Source organism: Chryseobacterium gallinarum (assembly GCF_001021975.1).
Lineage (GTDB): Bacteria > Bacteroidota > Bacteroidia > Flavobacteriales > Weeksellaceae > Chryseobacterium > Chryseobacterium gallinarum.
The window spans coordinates 3128015-3144087 of the sequence record NZ_CP009928.1; the positions used below are offsets into that span (position 1 = coordinate 3128015).

13 protein-coding genes are annotated in these 16073 nt (G+C 38.4%); 6 read left to right on the top strand and 7 right to left on the bottom strand.

From position 1 onward, the window contains the following. Positions 1 to 18 precede the first annotated feature (18 nt). Positions 19 to 1494, bottom strand: a complete 1476-nt coding sequence (gene proS, locus OK18_RS14060; protein WP_053328382.1) for a proline--tRNA ligase — start codon at positions 1492 to 1494, stop codon at positions 19 to 21. Between the two features lie 144 nt (positions 1495 to 1638). Between proS and OK18_RS14065 the strand changes: the two genes are divergently transcribed. Next, positions 1639 to 2754, top strand: coding sequence for a prolyl-tRNA synthetase (locus tag OK18_RS14065; protein WP_082129197.1), 1116 nt, complete (start codon positions 1639 to 1641; stop codon positions 2752 to 2754). A 29-nt stretch (positions 2755 to 2783) separates the two neighbouring features. Further along, complete coding sequence (locus tag OK18_RS14070; protein ID WP_050021469.1) at positions 2784 to 4184, top strand: OmpP1/FadL family transporter; 1401 nt, start codon at positions 2784 to 2786, stop codon at positions 4182 to 4184. Positions 4185 to 4246: 62 nt separating this feature from the next. Here the strand turns inward: OK18_RS14070 and OK18_RS14075 are convergent, their stop codons facing one another. Together OK18_RS14075 and OK18_RS14080 are read right to left on the bottom strand one after the other, a co-directional pair. Then, complete coding sequence (locus tag OK18_RS14075; protein ID WP_050021581.1) at positions 4247 to 4951, bottom strand: ZIP family metal transporter; 705 nt, start codon at positions 4949 to 4951, stop codon at positions 4247 to 4249. A gap of 2 nt (positions 4952 to 4953) precedes the next feature. Further along, positions 4954 to 5679 carry a class I SAM-dependent DNA methyltransferase gene (locus OK18_RS14080; RefSeq protein ID WP_050021468.1) on the bottom strand — a complete coding sequence of 242 codons (726 nt, stop codon included), beginning with the start codon at positions 5677 to 5679 and terminating at the stop codon, positions 4954 to 4956. 137 nt (positions 5680 to 5816) lie between these two features. Between OK18_RS14080 and OK18_RS14085 the strand changes: the two genes are divergently transcribed. The 3 genes from OK18_RS14085 to OK18_RS14090 all read left to right on the top strand — a co-directional run bounded on the left by OK18_RS14085 (position 5817) and on the right by OK18_RS14090 (position 8398). Further along, positions 5817 to 6983 (top strand): THUMP domain-containing class I SAM-dependent RNA methyltransferase, encoded by a 1167-nt coding sequence (locus OK18_RS14085; RefSeq protein WP_053328383.1) that lies wholly within the window; start codon positions 5817 to 5819, stop codon positions 6981 to 6983. 20 nt (positions 6984 to 7003) lie between these two features. Further along, complete coding sequence (locus OK18_RS21275) at positions 7004 to 7162, top strand: hypothetical protein (protein WP_156173290.1); 159 nt, start codon at positions 7004 to 7006, stop codon at positions 7160 to 7162. 231 nt (positions 7163 to 7393) lie between these two features. Next, positions 7394 to 8398: a glycosyltransferase gene (locus OK18_RS14090; protein ID WP_053328384.1), complete on the top strand. Its 1005-nt coding sequence runs from the start codon at positions 7394 to 7396 to the stop codon at positions 8396 to 8398. A 132-nt stretch (positions 8399 to 8530) separates the two neighbouring features. Here OK18_RS14090 and OK18_RS14095 read toward each other — a convergent pair whose 3' ends face one another. Then, on the bottom strand, positions 8531 to 9757 hold the full coding sequence (locus OK18_RS14095; RefSeq protein ID WP_053329380.1) for an aminotransferase class I/II-fold pyridoxal phosphate-dependent enzyme: 1227 nt from the start codon (positions 9755 to 9757) through the stop codon (positions 8531 to 8533). A gap of 157 nt (positions 9758 to 9914) precedes the next feature. Here OK18_RS14095 and OK18_RS14100 point away from each other — a divergent pair, with 157 nt between their 5' ends. After that, positions 9915 to 10373 carry an Lrp/AsnC family transcriptional regulator gene (locus tag OK18_RS14100; protein ID WP_050021465.1) on the top strand — a complete coding sequence of 153 codons (459 nt, stop codon included), beginning with the start codon at positions 9915 to 9917 and terminating at the stop codon, positions 10371 to 10373. A gap of 53 nt (positions 10374 to 10426) precedes the next feature. On the opposite strand, the gene OK18_RS14105 is transcribed toward OK18_RS14100, so the two are convergent. From OK18_RS14105 to OK18_RS14115, 3 genes are all read right to left on the bottom strand, one after another. Further along, a complete protein-coding gene (locus tag OK18_RS14105; protein ID WP_053328385.1) occupies positions 10427 to 11458 on the bottom strand; it encodes a bestrophin family protein in 1032 nt (343 codons plus the stop codon). A gap of 206 nt (positions 11459 to 11664) precedes the next feature. After that, positions 11665 to 13737: an alpha-ketoacid dehydrogenase subunit alpha/beta gene (locus tag OK18_RS14110; protein ID WP_053328386.1), complete on the bottom strand. Its 2073-nt coding sequence runs from the start codon at positions 13735 to 13737 to the stop codon at positions 11665 to 11667. 75 nt (positions 13738 to 13812) lie between these two features. After that, positions 13813 to 15939, bottom strand: coding sequence for a S8 family peptidase (locus OK18_RS14115; protein ID WP_053328387.1), 2127 nt, complete (start codon positions 15937 to 15939; stop codon positions 13813 to 13815). Positions 15940 to 16073: the final 134 nt, after the last annotated feature.

Sequence of the window (16073 nt, forward strand, 5' to 3'; positions counted from 1 at the left end):
TTTAAATCGTTAAAAATTTTAATACGCTTTTGCGAATAACACACGTCTCTTAGAAGGTTTTCCGGAGATCAGTGAAATACCTTCTTCCACATCATCATCCAAAGGAATACATCTGATCGTTGCCTTAGTTTCCTCTTTGATCTGTTCTTCCTCTTCAGCCGTACCATCCCAGTGAGCATAAATAAAGCCTCCTTTTTCTTCCAGAACTTTTTTAAACTCCTCATAGCTGTCAACTTTTGTAATGTTGTCTTTCCTGAAGTTTAAGGCCTTGTTATAAATGTCTTTCTGGATAGTTTGCAGTAATTCTTCAATATATACATCTATCCCCTCAATAGAACGAACTTCTTTGGTAAGATTATCTCTTCTCGCAATTTCTACAGATTTGTTCTCGAGGTCTCTTGGTCCCATTGCGATTCTTACAGGCACTCCTTTCAACTCGTATTCAGCGAATTTCCAGCCTGGTTTGTTCTGGGTATCGTTATCAAATTTCACAGAAATTCCTTTCGCTCTTAATTTAGCCTGGATTTCCAGTGCAACTTCACTGATTTGTTCCAGTTGTTCTTCCCCTTTGAAAATAGGAACAATCACCACCTGGATCGGCGCTAAAGTTGGAGGCAATACCAATCCGAAATCATCAGAATGCGTCATAATCAATGCTCCCATCAATCGGGTAGAAGTCCCCCATGAAGTAGCCCAGGCATATTCTATTTTTCCTTCTTTATTGGTGAATTTTACGTCAAACGCTTTTGCGAAATTCTGCCCCAGGAAATGGGATGTTCCTGCCTGTAAAGCTTTTCCATCCTGCATTAATGCTTCAATACAATAGGTTTCATCAGCACCGGCAAACCTTTCAGAAGGTGTTTTAAGACCCTGGATAACAGGGATTGCCATAAAGTTTTCAGCAAAATCAGCATATACTTTGTTCATTTTTTCAGCTTCTTCCACAGCTTCTTCTCTTGTAGCGTGTGCCGTATGTCCTTCCTGCCATAAGAATTCTGCTGTCCTTAGGAACAGACGGGTTCTCATTTCCCAACGTACTACGTTCGCCCATTGGTTGATCAATATAGGTAAATCTCTATAGGATTGAATCCAGTTTTTATAAGTATTCCAGATGATTGCTTCAGAGGTAGGTCTTACAATAAGCTCTTCCTCAAGCTTTGCATCAGGGTCTACAATCAGTTTTGAAGGATTGTCAGGATCGGTTTTTAATCTGTAGTGGGTAACTACAGCACATTCTTTCGCAAAACCTTCTGCATTTTTTTCCTCAGCCTCAAATAAGCTCTTGGGCACAAAAAGTGGGAAGTATGCATTCACGTGACCTGTTTCCTTGAATTTTTTATCCATTTCATCACGCATTTTTTCCCAGATTGCATAGCCATACGGTTTGATTACCATGCATCCACGTACTCCTGAATTTTCAGCTAAATCAGCTTTTACCACCAGCTCATTATACCATTTGCTGTAATCTTCGCTTCTTGAGGTTAATTTTGCCATTATCTTTTAAAATTTTTTTAACTTTTGGACGTTATTGTTATCTAAAAATAAAAATCTATTTTTGATAGATTTTTTTTACCTGTATTTGGTACATTTTTGGTACAGATTGCAAATATAATTTAAATTAAAAATTTTTACGTTATCATGAAAAGAAATATACATAAAAATTTGCTTGGTCTGCTAAGATCCAAAGGGATTCTGGCTGTATCAGGCGGATTATTGCTTATGTCTTGTGGTGCTCAGATGGGAGGGTATAGCGAGACAGACGGGGTGTACTATGACCCTAACAAGGATACGCTACCTGAAGGAGTGATCATCAATGATGGCGGAAACAGAGTAGGAGAATACTATGACTATTATCAGGATTCTAATGTGATTCAGAATGCACAGATAAATTCGAGAGAACAGCAAAATAAATATAATGACTGGAGTGGTACTAATTGGAATACGAACGCAACGGATTCTGATTGGGGACTTTATGCAGGATTCCAAACCAATTATTACGATAATTCCTGGGGCTGGGGATATCCTTGGGGCTGGTACGGAGGATATAGTCCTTACTGGGGCTGGAACCGCGGCTGGGGCTGGGGGCTTGGACTGTCCTGGGGTTGGGGCGGATCATTCGGCTGGGGCTGGGGAGGCTCTTTTGGCTGGGGTAATCCCTATTGGGGTGGCTACTGGGGTGGTTACTATGATCCCTACTGGGGCGGTTACTATGGGTACCCGTACTGGGGAGGTGGTTACTGGGGTAACGGTTACAGAACTACCTACAGAAGAAGTGGTGCCAGCGGAGGCTTTGTTGGAAGTCCGGGGATAGGAAGCGCTGTATACAGAACAAACACAGCAAATACCGGTTCAGGGTTCAGAGACCATTCAGGAGGATTTAGAAACGGAAGTTCAGGAGGTTTCAGAGATGGAAACTCAGGAGGTTTCAGAAACGGTAATTCAAATGGCGGTTTCAGACAGGGGAATTCCGGTGGATTCAGAAATGGAAATTCTGGTGGATTCAGAGATGGTAATTCCGGAGGTTTCCGAAGTGGTAATTCTGGTGGATTCCGTAATTCTGTTCCGCAAACAAGACCTAACTATAATTATCAGCAACCATCCCAACCGCGATATAATAACGGAGGTTTCAGAGATGGTAATTCCGGAGGCTTCAGATCAAGCGGAGGTTTCAATTCCGGCGGCGGTGGAGGCTTTAGAGGCGGCTCCGGCGGTGGAGGCGGTATGAGATCCGGTGGCAGCGGTGGCTTCAGATAATTTTCAACTCAATAAACTATAAAAAAATAATGTTAAAAAAATCTTTAGTATTAATGAGTGTTTCTGCTGCATTTTTTGCGCAGGCACAGGATGTATCTGTGATAAGAAATACTGTTGATGTTTACTCAGGTTCTCCTATGGTGGGTTCTGCAAAGTTTAATGCAATGGCAGGTGCCAATGGTGCTTTAGGAGGTGATGCCAATTCTTTACTTACCAACCCTGCAGGGTTAGGAGTTGCTATTTCAGGGGAGATTTCGGGAACTTTATCTGTTATGGGAAATAAGAACAGCAGCTCTTGGGCTGGTACCACAGTAGATTATAATAAAACGAAAACCGATCTTGGAAACGTAGGGGGAATAATTGCTTTTCCTCTAATGACGGAGACTGCCTGGAAATTTATTAACATTGGTATCAATTACTCTAATCAGTCTCTTGATAATTATATAGAGTCAGGAGGAAATAATAACCTGATTTATGATTTTGATACGAATAAAAGTTCCTCTTTTGCAGGACATGCCTATAACAGATATGGACATCTATCAAAAATGAGCTTTGGTGTAGGTGCCAATTACAATCATAGTTTCTATGTAGGGGCAGGTCTGAACTTTTTCAGTGCTTCTATTGATCAGTATGATACTGCTGCTTTTCAGTCTCTTCAGAACAATTCTTTAGAGTATTTCAGTAAGCAGAATACACCTTATTTTGAAAGATCCTCAGGTTTTTCAGCTTCATTAGGGGTAATCGGGAAACTAAGTCCTAACTTCAGGTTGGGAGCATCTCTTGAAACTCCGACATTCTGGACTATAGACAGGGATTATACTTTTTATAATGATTCAAGCTTAGGAGATGGGGTAGCTTATGAAGGAAGAAAATTTACTTCACCGCTTAAAGCAACAGTAAGTGCTGCATTTGTAGCCAGCAAAAACTTCTCATTGAACGTAGATTATACATTAGGACTTACAAAACCTGACTATAAAGTATATGGACCGGCTGAAAGAGAATTGAATGACTTCTTTAAAGAGAATTATAAAAACCTTTCAGAAGTGAGGGTAGGTGCTGAATACAGAATACAGCAGTTTAGACTGAGAGGCGGTTATTCTTATGTTTCCAGTCCTTTTGATGCTCTTACAATCAACAGATATAATGATGCGGGAACTACGGGAGACCAGTCTTACAGCAATCTTATGCTGAATAACAGAAACCTGGTTTCGTTCGGTATTGGCTATGACTTTAAGTCATTCTATATTGATGCTTCATACCAGAACATTACTTCCAAATATAGTAATCCTTTTATGCGAGGAGTTCTCAACAATCAGATAGACTCTGCATATTACTCGGATAATAATATTGTACAAAGTGACGCATATGCTGTTTCTGATGTGAAGAATAACCGAAATAATTTCTTCCTTACCTTAGGATGGAAATTCTAATTTCGGTATAAATAATATCTATACAGTAAAAGCTCCGGAATTAACGGAGCTTTTATTGTATTTTAATGATGATGGAAGAGATGCATTATTAATGCCAGCGAAACTCCAAGGACCACCAATCCGATTTTAATCCAGTCAATATTATGGTTTTTATTGCTTTCAAAAATAATAACTGATGAAATGTGGAGAAAGATTCCTCCTACAATAGCCAGAAAATAAGGCTGAAGATCCGGATTGAAATAATTCCCCAGCAGCATTCCCATCGGCGATGCTAAGGCAAAAAGAGCTATAATCAGCAAGGAAGGGTATGAGGAGCTTTTGGAGTCCTTTTTTCCATTGAACAAAAATGCTCCTAAAATAAATGAAATAGGAAGGTTGTGAAATACAATTCCTAAAAGATAAGGGGATATCTCATGTTCCTCATTGGCAAGAGGGATTCCTTCGATAAAAGCATGAATAAACAACCCTATCATTAATGCTACCGGAAGGACATTGTGATCATTATGATGATGAAAGTGACCATGTTCAAAACCTTTGGTCAGGGCTTCCAGGATCATCTGCAAAAGAACACCGGCAATGACAAATACTCCAAGGCTGCTGCTTTCTGAAGCAGTGTAGACTTGCGGGAAAACTTCATTCAGACATATTGTAATCAAAAAACCGGCACTTAAAATCAAAAGATTTTTGGCCAGTTTTTCCTTTTTACCAAAGTGTTTTCCCAGGAATACTCCTGCGAGTACACTTAAGATCAGTAAAAGTACTGTTATCATTATTTTTTCTTAAATAAATTGATACACCGTGGAGAGTTTTCCTTATTAAATTCATTCAGCTGATAATCTCCCCATATTTTTATTCTTTCAAAACCATATTCAGAAGCATATGCATGGATTTCTTCCAGCGTGTGTAGTTTTACTCTTTCAAAGAAATGAAAAGGTTTGCCGTCTGCTTCAAAGCGGATATCTTTGATAACATGCCTCCCTTCAATTTTTTTCAAAATCTTAAAGTCAATATTCCCACGGGTGATTACCGTTTCAGGAACCAATGTCTTTCTCACATATTCTTCATTCAGATAATCCAGTACAAAATACCCGCCGGGTTTTAAGACATTATAAACGGATTGAAAAACTTTTTTATCATCATCTTCGCTGTCAAAATATCCGAAACTTGTAAATAAATTGAAAACAGCATCCATGGGATCTGCATCAATCGGGTTTCTCATATCATGAACTTCAAAAATCAGGGTCTGATTTTCAAATTGTTTATCAGACTCAATACTGTGTCTTGAAAGGTCTAATCCAAGCACATCGTAGCCTAATTTGTTAAGAAAAACAGAGTGTCTCCCTTTACCACAGGCTAGATCTATGATTTTAGACTGAGGCGGAAGCTGAAGCTCTGCAGTAAGCTTTGTGATGAAGTTTTCGGCTTCAGTATAGTCTCTGTTGCTATATAAAAGATGATAATAAGGGGTATCAAACCAAGATTCAAACCATTCCATAATGCAAAAATAACTAAATTTGTGCGGTTAAAAGCAAAGTATTTTACAACATTAAGAGATTGAAAAATTCAATTGGTCAATGCGTTGAATAGCTAATCTTTTAATTATTACTATTTTAAATCTTTTAATTATCATTTATGGACACAGAAAATCTACAAATACAGATCAAAACATTCTTCGGCCTGGAGCAGATTCTTGCGGAAGAAATTAAAAAACTAGGCGGAAGAAAGGTAGAGATCAAAAACAGGGCGGTGAATTGTGAAGGGGATCTTGGTTTTCTTTATAAGATCAATTATTCTGCAAGGACAGCCTTGAAAATATTGGTGCCTATTCATGAATTTAAGGCGTTTAATCAGCATCAGTTTTACGACAGGTTATTCAGGTTTGAATGGGATGAATTTATGGATGTGGACCAGTCTTTTTCCATTGATGCTACGGTGAATTCTGAAACTTTCAAGCATTCACAGTTTGTAACTTTGAAAATGAAGGATGCCATTGTGGATTATTTTCAGGAAAAGTATAAAAGACGTCCTAATGTTGAAACGAGAAATCCGGATATGAAATTCCATCTTCATATAGACAGGGAGTTGGTTATGATTTCTTTGGATTCTTCGGGAGACCCTTTATTTAAGAGAGGGTATAGAAGAGAACAAGGGGAGGCACCGATTAACGAAGTTCTGGCAAGTGGAATGCTGCAGCTTGCAGGCTGGGATGGGAAAGGTAATTTCCTTGATCCGATGTGCGGTTCGGGAACATTACTGATTGAAGCAGCAATGATCGCTATGGATCTTCCGGCCCAGATTTTCAGAAAGAGATTCGGATTTCAGAACTGGAAAAACTATGACGCGGAATTATTCTCAAAAATTAAAAAGTTTAGAATCAATAGGATACGGCAATTTGAAGGAAAGATTGTAGGGTATGATATTGATGCACGGATGCTGAATGCTGCAAGAATGAATGTAGAAGCTGCAGAAATGGAGGATGTCATTGAAATCAAAAAGCAGAATTTCTTTGATTCCAAAAAAGAACTTTTCCCGTTATTAATGGTATTCAACCCTCCATATGATGAGAGAATTGCTATCAATGATGATGACTTCTACAAAAAAATCGGAGATACTTTTAAAACAAATTATCCCAATACACTTGCATGGTTGATTTCGTCTGATCTGGAAGCTGTGAAAAAGATCGGTTTACGTCCTTCAAGAAAAATCAAACTTTTCAACGGGAAACTGGAAACAAGATTTTTACAGTACGAAATGTACGAAGGGACAAAAAAAGTACATAAACTGGAGGATAACAAGTAGGATTTAAAAACAATAAACTGATGTCCTGGAATTTTTTAGATGTATTTGACATCATTTTAGATATCCTGGATTTGTTTACCTCCGGTTCACGTTCATCTTCTGACAAAAAGAGTCTGAATTATGACGAAAAATCTAAAAAGGAGGATCCAAAAGATCCAGATGTTTTACAGAAAAAGTAAGTGCAGTGGCTCCTGGTATTCGCTGCATTTGACTTTATTGTTTTAAAGATTCTCAAAAATGCTTTTAAGTTGTTTATGGTTTGATCACTTTTTTTGTTTCATAGGTAATTATATATCTGTTTTAAATCAGGCATTTTTATTTGGGTTCACATAAAAGTTAATTTCTCCGAAGAAGCTGTTAAACTGTTTGCAGTTTGTTGCCTGAATAAGTAATTTTGAAAAATTTTAAATTTGAAGCCTAGTATTTCCATTGTTGTTGCCATTTACAACCGAAAAGACGAACTTTTTGAGTTGCTGAATTCCCTTACTCAGCAGACTGATAAAGAGTTTGAAATCATTATTGTAGATGATGGTTCCCTGATTGATCTGAAGCCTACCATTCATCATTTTGAAGGAATCCTAGATATTCAGTATTTCAGAAAAGATAATTCAGGGCCGGGATTAACAAGGAATTACGGGGCAGCAAGAGCAGCTAATGAATGGCTGATTTTTGTAGACAGTGATGTAATTGTTGAGAAAGACTATATTGAAAATATTAAAAATGACATTTTAACGATTCCATGCGATGCATTCGGAGGTGCTGATAAGGCTCATAAAGGCTTTAATCTGATGCAGAAAGCCATCTCCTATTCTATGACATCGGTTTTTACAACAGGTGGCATCAGAGGAAGCAAGAAAGCTGTTTCAAAGTTTCAACCCAGAAGTTTCAATATGGGAGTGAAAAAGGCAGTTTTCGAAAAAGTGGGTGGTTTTTCCGAAATGCGGATAGGAGAGGATCCGGATTTATCTATGACGCTTTGGGAAAATGGCTTTACAACAGCTTTTTTTGATGACATTGCAGTCTATCATAAGCGTAGGGTAGATTTTGGAAAATTCTCCAGACAGGTGTATCAGTTTGGGTGCGCACGGCCTATTCTTAACCAGAGACATCCCAACTATGTAAAAATATCATTTGCTTTTCCTACATTGTTTATGTTAGGATATATTATGGGCTTTTTTGAATACTTTCTATTGCACAGGGGAATTATCCTTGCTTTTTACGGGCTTTACACCTTTCTGGTATTTTTTCATGCAATGTTACTGACTAAAAATATAAGCATTGCCGGAATGGCGGTAATTTCTACCTATATCCAGATGTTTTCCTATGGTTACGGGTTTTTAAAGTCGTGGATCCTTTTAAATGTTTTCAGAATGAAACCTGAAGAGGCTTTCCCTCATCATTACTATAAAAAATAATAGAGTACCATATCCCTGCTTATTTTACTGATTGCACGGATATGTTCAGACCCCAATATAAATATCAGTTCGGGATTGCAATAAAACAAAAAGGCTGCTCATATTAGAGGCAGCCTTACTTGTACAATAAATTTAAGATATAGAAATGTTTTCATGGTTGAGGACACCTACTTTCAGCATACATTCTTTCATTTTATGGTAGGTTCTTTTGATATCATGATCCAGACCGATGGAGAATCTGATTAATCCGTCAGAAATTCCTATAGCGGCACGCTCATCTTCAGGGATTTCAGAGGAAGTGGATTTTCCTGAGCATGAGAATAATGTTTTATAAAAACCGAGACTTACGGCCAGATAACCGAGATTGGCTTCCTGCATCAGCTCCATCAGCTCATTGGCTTTTTCGGTTGTTCCGGCATCCAGGGTCAGTAACCCTCCATATCCGTATTCTTCATCAATCATGCTTTTCATTAGCTCATGATTCTTGTGAGACGGTAATCCGGGATAGGATACTTTTAAGCCATCTTTTTCAAATTTTTCAGCAAGATATAAGGCATTGTGGCTATGCTGTTTTATCCTGATATGCAGTGTTCTGAGATTTTTAAGAATACTTGATGATCTCAGGCTGTCCATAGTAGGCCCTAGAAGCATGCATGCTCCGGAATTTACATTTTTGGTATCATCAATAAATGCCTGTGTGCCGCAGTATACTCCGCCCACCGTATCACTGCTTCCGTTAATGAATTTCGTTAAACTGTGGATAACAATATCTGCTCCGAATAGCTGAGGAGAGATAGAAAGTGGTGAAAAAGTATTGTCAACCACTAATTTCAAATCATGTTTTTTACAAATTTCTGAAAGCTTTCTGAGGTCTGCCACTTCAAGGAGCGGATTGCTTACACTTTCACAATAGATAACTTTTGTATCCGGAGTAATTGCATTTTCTATAACCTCAAAGTTGTTGATGTCCACAAAAGTAGTGGCTACATTGAACTGGGGCAGAAAGTTTTTAAGAAAAGCATACGTTCCACCATAAATAGTCCTGCTTGAAATAATATGATCTCCACTTTTACAAAGCTGCATTAAAACAGAAGTAATAGCCCCCATTCCTGATGCTGTAACATTGGCAGATTCCGTATTTTCCATTTTGGCAAGAGCCTGGGCCAGATAAAGATTCATGGGAGATGAATGTCTGGAATATAAATAACATCCTTCTGCATTTCCTTCAAAAGTATCGAACATCGTTTTGGCAGAAAGAAATGTATAGGTAGAGCTGTCAGAAATAGAAGGATTTACTCCCCCGAATTCACCAAAGTACTGAAGGTCCTGGATCTCGTTGGCTGCATTAAATTTTTCCATAAACATTGTTTTTATTTTATCTGCCTAATTTGCATTATTTTCATAATTATTACAATGTAAATTTGAATATTTAGAATATAAAACTGTAAAATATTGTTTATATAGAAAATATATTTGGTATCTTCGAAAATATTAAGAATTCACCAAAAATTTATCTATGGAACTTGATGAAATTGATAAAAAACTGCTTCTTTTTTTGCAGGAAGATTGCAAACAAACCACCAAAGAACTGTCCGGAAAACTGGGTTTATCTGTTACTGCTGTTTATGAGAGGATAAAAAAGCTGGAAAATGCAGGCATTATTTCAAAGTACGTGGCATTGTTAGACAGGCAAAAGGTCAGGAAAAACTTTATGGTTTTATGTCATGTTAAACTGACGCAACATAAAAAAGAATTTGTATTGCAGTTTGAAAAAGAAGTCATGAATCTCCAGGAAGTTACCGAATGCTTTCATGTGAGCGGAGATTATGATTATATTTTAAAAATAGGAGTAAAAGATATTGAAGACTACCGCAGTTTTATGTTAAGCAAGCTTACTACACTTCAGCATATTGCAAGTACCCAGAGTTCATTTATGATTTCTGAAGTAAAAAATACAACTGCAATTACTTTATAATTGAATTTAAAGTGATTCCGGGACAGTGACATCACATGTTGTCCGCCTGAATATTACACCAATACACCGTTTTTAGAGGAAATAGGATCAGGAAGATCGGTTTCTCCACCCATCTGAAGCAGATCTATTTCAATAGTTCTGCAGATGGAAAGCATTGGAACATCAAACATAAGTCCTGCAAAGGGATTCTCAGAATAATCCCCCACCAGCTCCATGATGATGTAGATCCATCCGATAATGATACAGAAAGGGATGGAAGTCCAGATTCCCCAGTCTCCTAACTTGGCAAACTCATTCACTAATCCTAGAGGAAGCAGGGTAATAAACAAAATATTAAAAACAAAAGCAGTACTGGCAAACTGTCTTGGAGAAGGGAATTTTTTGATTCTTTCTGCCTGTCCCTGGAAGCCGTAAAATTCATTCAGGCTGTTTTGAAGCTGTGTCTGATTGAAATCTGTGATGGCATTCATGTTTTTCAGTTCATTGATATCTTTTGCCTGTTGGGAAATCAGGTAGGTGGCAAAGTTTTTATAGTGATTCTTAAGCTCATATTCTTCTTCGGAAAGGTATTTATGCAGGAAAATAGGAGCTCTTCCGTAATCAGGAAATCCCGCTTTGATTAATCTGTTTCTTCTCAGGTTGATATTTCCGAACTTCGTTTGGGTATTGCTGATGTGTTCCCATTCCGCAGGGATCAGCAGCTGCTCGCGGAAAGTATATAGCCATGCAATATGACGGTTGACAATCTTTTTTTTGCGGTCTTCAAGGTCAAAAACGCCTATTTCTTCATTTTTAGTGTCAAAAGCATACACCATCGAAGCAAATGAACGGCTGGAATTCACAATTCCACCCCATATTTTTCTGGCTTCCCAAAGCCTGTCATAAGCCTGGTTATTTTTAAAACCGACCAAAAATGCTTCTGCCGTACCGATCAGGGCTACGGGAACCCATGGGATAGTCATCCAATGCCAGTTGAAAAAATAAAATAGAACGGCAATCAGGGTACACCAGATAGAAATTAAAATAAGATGTACACCGGATAGATTGAGAACCTGCTTATAATTGACATATTTGGTTGTGATCATAAAGATGGATGTGTTTTGCGTGTACAGACAAAATAAGTACCAAACTGTATTACGGTTTGCTTTCCGGCAACTTCTGCTGAATAATTATTAAACTTTTCCTGCATTGTAAGAGTCTGCTTTTGAGTCTGTAATCTTAAATAAAAATAGTGAAAAAAATGCACAAAAAAACCTCTGAAAATTTTCAGAGGTTTAAAATTTATTGAGAATTAATATTTCAGCATTTCTTCTATCTTTTTAGAAAGCTTCTCCGCATTAGGCAGCATTTCTTTTTCCAGTACGAGATTAATAGGAACCGCAGGTACATCTAAAGACCCCATTGCTTCAACAGGGGCATCCAGATATCTGAAACAATTTTTAGAAATACGGTGAGCGAATGCTTCTGCAAAAGAGTTGTTGAGCTGTTCTTCTGTCAGAACAATACATTTTCCATGTGCTTTTACTCTTTCAAAAACAAGTTCCTCATCCAGTGGAATCAGAGTCCTTAAATCGATTACTTCAACTCTTCCCTGGAATTGTTTAGCCGCTTCTTTAGCCCAATAAACTCCCATTCCATAAGTTACTACGAGCAAAGTCCTTCCTTTTTCGATCTCATCCTTGCCGGCTTCGATGATTACTTTTCCTTTTCCAAACGGAAGAATATAGTCTTCTGCGGGTTCTATGGTTTTTGCATCTTCAGTGCCCGGAACTTTACTCCAGTAAAGCCCTTTATGTTCCAGCATGATAACCGGGTTGGGATCATAATAAGCCGCTTTTAGTAATCCTTTAAAATCAGCGGCATTACTTGGATAAGCAATTTTAATTCCTTTGATGTTGGCTAAAATACTTTCTACGCTTCCGCTGTGATAAGGGCCGCCACCGCCGTAGGCTCCGATAGGAACACGGATAATATTGCTAACCGGGAACTTTCCGCCGCTTAAGTAGCTGGACTTCGAAATTTCCGTGATCAGCTGATTGATTCCGGGATAAATATAATCTGCAAACTGAACTTCAACGATAGGTTTTAGCCCCACGGCACTCATTCCGGCTGTAGAACCAATGATATAGGCTTCCTGGATAGCAGTGTTGAAAACTCTTTTGTTTCCGAATTTTTTCCCTAATGTTACTGTTTCACGGAAAACACCTCCGATTCTTTCTCCCACATCCTGTCCGTAAAGTAAGGCTTCAGGGTGCTTCCACATCAGTTCCTGTATAGCATGAATGGCTGCATCCACCATAACGATCTTTTCTCCGTTGGCAGGTTCGCGGGTTCCGGTCTCTTCTGTGATTGGAGTAGGAGCGAACACGTGCTGCATGACTGTTTCAGGTTTTGGATCCTCTGCTTTTTTAGCTCGTTCAAAAGCTTCTTCCGCCTCAAGACGTGCTTTTTTGGTGATCTGTTTTAACAAATCTTCATCAATGCCGGCTTCCAGCAATTGTTTTCTGAGGATTTCCCCCGGATCCTTTGCCCTGTGTCTGGTTAAATCTTCTTCATCTCTATAGAATTCCCTTCTTACTCCGGAAGTATGGTGGCCGATCAGTACCGTTTTAGCGCAAACTACTAATGGTTTTCTTTCATTTCTTACAAAATCCACGGCTTTTTTCATAACTTCAAAGCTTTCTATGAAATCAGTTCCGTCCACTCTCATTCTGCTTAATCCTGTGAATCCTGCTACAAAATCATAAGCGTCGCAGGTTCTGGCTTCTTCCTTGGTAACGGAAATTCCCCATTCGTTATCCTGAACCAGAAATATAATAGGGAGCTGATGCAATGCCGCAAATTGTAACGCTTCACTTACTTCCCCTTCCGTTACGGAATTATCCCCAAGGCTACATACCACCACCGGGTTATTTTCAAAATTCTGAAGATTGAATTCCTGGATATATTTTATTCCCTGTGCCACTCCCGTGGTCGGGATAGTCTGCATTCCTGTAGCGGAACTTTGATGAATAATCTTTGGTTTATTTTCATCCCTGCTTGAAGGGTGAGAATAGTAAGACCTTCCTCCCGAAAAAGGATCTTCGGCTTTGGCTAATAGCTGAAGCATGAGTTGGTAAGGCTCGAAACCTATTCCTAAAAGAATACTTTCATCTCTGTAATAAGGAGAAACCCAGTCTTCTTTTTTCAATTGATATGCGGTTGCCAATTGGATAGCTTCATGACCTCTTGATGTACTATGAACGTATTTACAGATATTTCTATTTTCTTCATAAATATCAGCCATTGCTTTAGCCAGCATCATATGATTGTATGCTTTCAGCAAAATATCCTGAGAAACTTTTTCGTGAAGTGTATTTTCCATAGGAAGCAAATATACATAAAAAAACAAAATACTAACAACTGTTAGTATTTTGTAGAAAATCCGTGTATTTAAAGGTTATTCTTTAATCACTTTTTTAGAAATAACTTCTTTATTTGTTTTTATTTCAATGATATAGATTCCTTTTGTATAAGAAGATAAATCTACCGGTTCTTTATCATTATTGATGGTGCCGCTTTGCAGTTTTTTGCCGGAAAGATCATAAATGCTGAAAGTGGACTTCTTGGGAGCTTTCAATATATGGGTAATATCTTTTGTAATGCTAGGTGCGATTGCAATTCCATTTAGTGCTCCGAATCCGGTTTCCTGGGTTCCCAGCACTTCATTGAAGCCTGTTATTAATATAGAATAATCTTGTGGCGCAGTCACAGCCGGAACAGCGTTGTTTTTTAAAGTTGCCTTATGGGAAACTTCAATGCGATAAACAGTGCCTGGTGTAGGGTTATCTATGACTACCTGTTCAACATTGTCTACAATATTGTCGCCTTTTGTGGCCGGAGTCATCGGACTGTTGGCATCCAGTTTCCATGGGAAATACGTTGTATTGGTGGTCGTATTAATGATTCTTACATCTAAATCGTTAATCAGTCTGGAATTTCTGTTGTTATATAATTCTGACCATTGGTTGCTGACGGTAAACTCAGGATCAATCCATGATAAAGTTACTTTCAGAGGTTCACTTCCTGAAGCTTTAATTGTTTTAGTGTTAACTGTACCGTTGTTTAAGGTCTCATTATTGAATATAACTGTATTGTTGGATTTTCCTACAAGCAGCTCAGCGCCTTTTTTGGCGTTGATGAATCCCCATCCGTACCAAGGATCAGGGCCAATGTTTCCGGCTTCAAGAGCGGAATGTACCATTAGCGTTTTGGAGGCTGCTGCATTTAACTCTGCATTATTGAATAATGATTTATAAATCTGCATCCAAAGGCCTATGATCCCTGCAACCTGGGGAGCAGCCATTGATGTTCCGCTATTGATTTGCCAGGTTGTGCTTCCTGTGGTGTCCTCTGCTGTAGAGGCCATCCAGATGTTGGTGCCGGGAGCGGAAATATCAGGTTTGATACCTCCGTCGTCTCTTGGCCCTGCGTTGCTGTAGCTTGCTTTTACAACATCGGTTGATGTGGTATATCGGTTATTGTTGGAAGAGATTACATTGGTAGCCCCTACAACAATAATATTTTTTGCTAAAGAACCATAGCCGATACAATCATATCCCTGTGAGCAATTCGCTGCAGGAGCAGCACCGGCGGGATAAGGCGAAACACCGGTTGACGTAAAATAATAAGCGTTACTCGTTGTGCCATTATAACCCGGACCATAGGCGAAGTAATTACCTGCTGATTTTACAATGGTATAAGTAGGATTATTGTATACAATGGCATCATATTGTTTATCAGTAGTATAATAAGTTCCCATGAGGTCATAATTATTTCCTGAAATATAATTGCCATTCCAATACCATGCGTTGTAAGGATATCCGCTGGATGTGGTTCCGTATGTCCACCCTGGATTTACACCATACGAATGGTTGGAAATTTTAGGTTGTGCAATCAGGATTTTGCCAAAGATGTCTGTAGTTAAGCCTGAAGGTAAAGTCGTCTGGGCGAATCTGTAAGAATCCATTGTTGAATTAAGGGCAATACCTTTTGCGTTTCCTGATCCCGTGATATTTCCATTCTGGTCTCTGGTTTGTAACGGAGAGTCCATAGCGCCAAGAATACTGGCTACACCGGTAGAATGGCTGCTGTATTCATTGGTGTCTGTCTCCATATTCGTAATTCTGTTGGGAGCGTTGCTAAAAGCTATGTGAGGAGCATATATCCTTCCACCGTCGAATACAGTATATTTGATTCCCTCTCCTTTAAATGCCGTTGCAAGTCCAGTGATCCCTCCTGCGGTTGTTATGGCATCTACGTTATTGTTGAAGATTTGATTTTGATCATCAGTCTGATAAAAATTGGGAACATCCCCGCTGAAACCTGCAAGATTAGCTCTCATTTCCTGTATTAGCTTTTGTGTTTCAGGGCTTCTGTCACTGCCATATCTCCTGGCAACATAAGAGTCAAACCTTTCGTTGTTCTCTTTGTTTTGTCTTTCAAACTCTCTTTTTAATGCCTCATTGTTTTGTGCACTTATCAACGTAATGGCTAATGTGCTGATCAAAAGTAAATGTTTCTTCATTGTTGTTAGTAAAATATAAAAAAATGTAATGATCCAAATTTATATAAAATATTTAATTTATTGATTATTTTGATGGATATTTTATTTTCATTTACTTATTTAAATATAGATTCGATAATTTATCACTTGATATA

Coding starts and splice junctions, on each gene's coding strand:
- OK18_RS14100 (WP_050021465.1), top strand. CDS start 9,915: ATGGAACTTGATGAAATTGATAAAAAACTGCTTCTTTTTTTGCAGGAA.
- OK18_RS14085 (WP_053328383.1), top strand. CDS start 5,817: ATGGACACAGAAAATCTACAAATACAGATCAAAACATTCTTCGGCCTG.
- proS (WP_053328382.1), bottom strand. CDS start 1,494: ATGGCAAAATTAACCTCAAGAAGCGAAGATTACAGCAAATGGTATAAT.
- OK18_RS14070 (WP_050021469.1), top strand. CDS start 2,784: ATGTTAAAAAAATCTTTAGTATTAATGAGTGTTTCTGCTGCATTTTTT.
- OK18_RS14115 (WP_053328387.1), bottom strand. CDS start 15,939: ATGAAGAAACATTTACTTTTGATCAGCACATTAGCCATTACGTTGATA.
- OK18_RS14095 (WP_053329380.1), bottom strand. CDS start 9,757: ATGGAAAAATTTAATGCAGCCAACGAGATCCAGGACCTTCAGTACTTT.
- OK18_RS14065 (WP_082129197.1), top strand. CDS start 1,639: ATGAAAAGAAATATACATAAAAATTTGCTTGGTCTGCTAAGATCCAAA.
- OK18_RS14110 (WP_053328386.1), bottom strand. CDS start 13,737: ATGGAAAATACACTTCACGAAAAAGTTTCTCAGGATATTTTGCTGAAA.
- OK18_RS14105 (WP_053328385.1), bottom strand. CDS start 11,458: ATGATCACAACCAAATATGTCAATTATAAGCAGGTTCTCAATCTATCC.
- OK18_RS21275 (WP_156173290.1), top strand. CDS start 7,004: ATGTCCTGGAATTTTTTAGATGTATTTGACATCATTTTAGATATCCTG.
- OK18_RS14080 (WP_050021468.1), bottom strand. CDS start 5,679: ATGGAATGGTTTGAATCTTGGTTTGATACCCCTTATTATCATCTTTTA.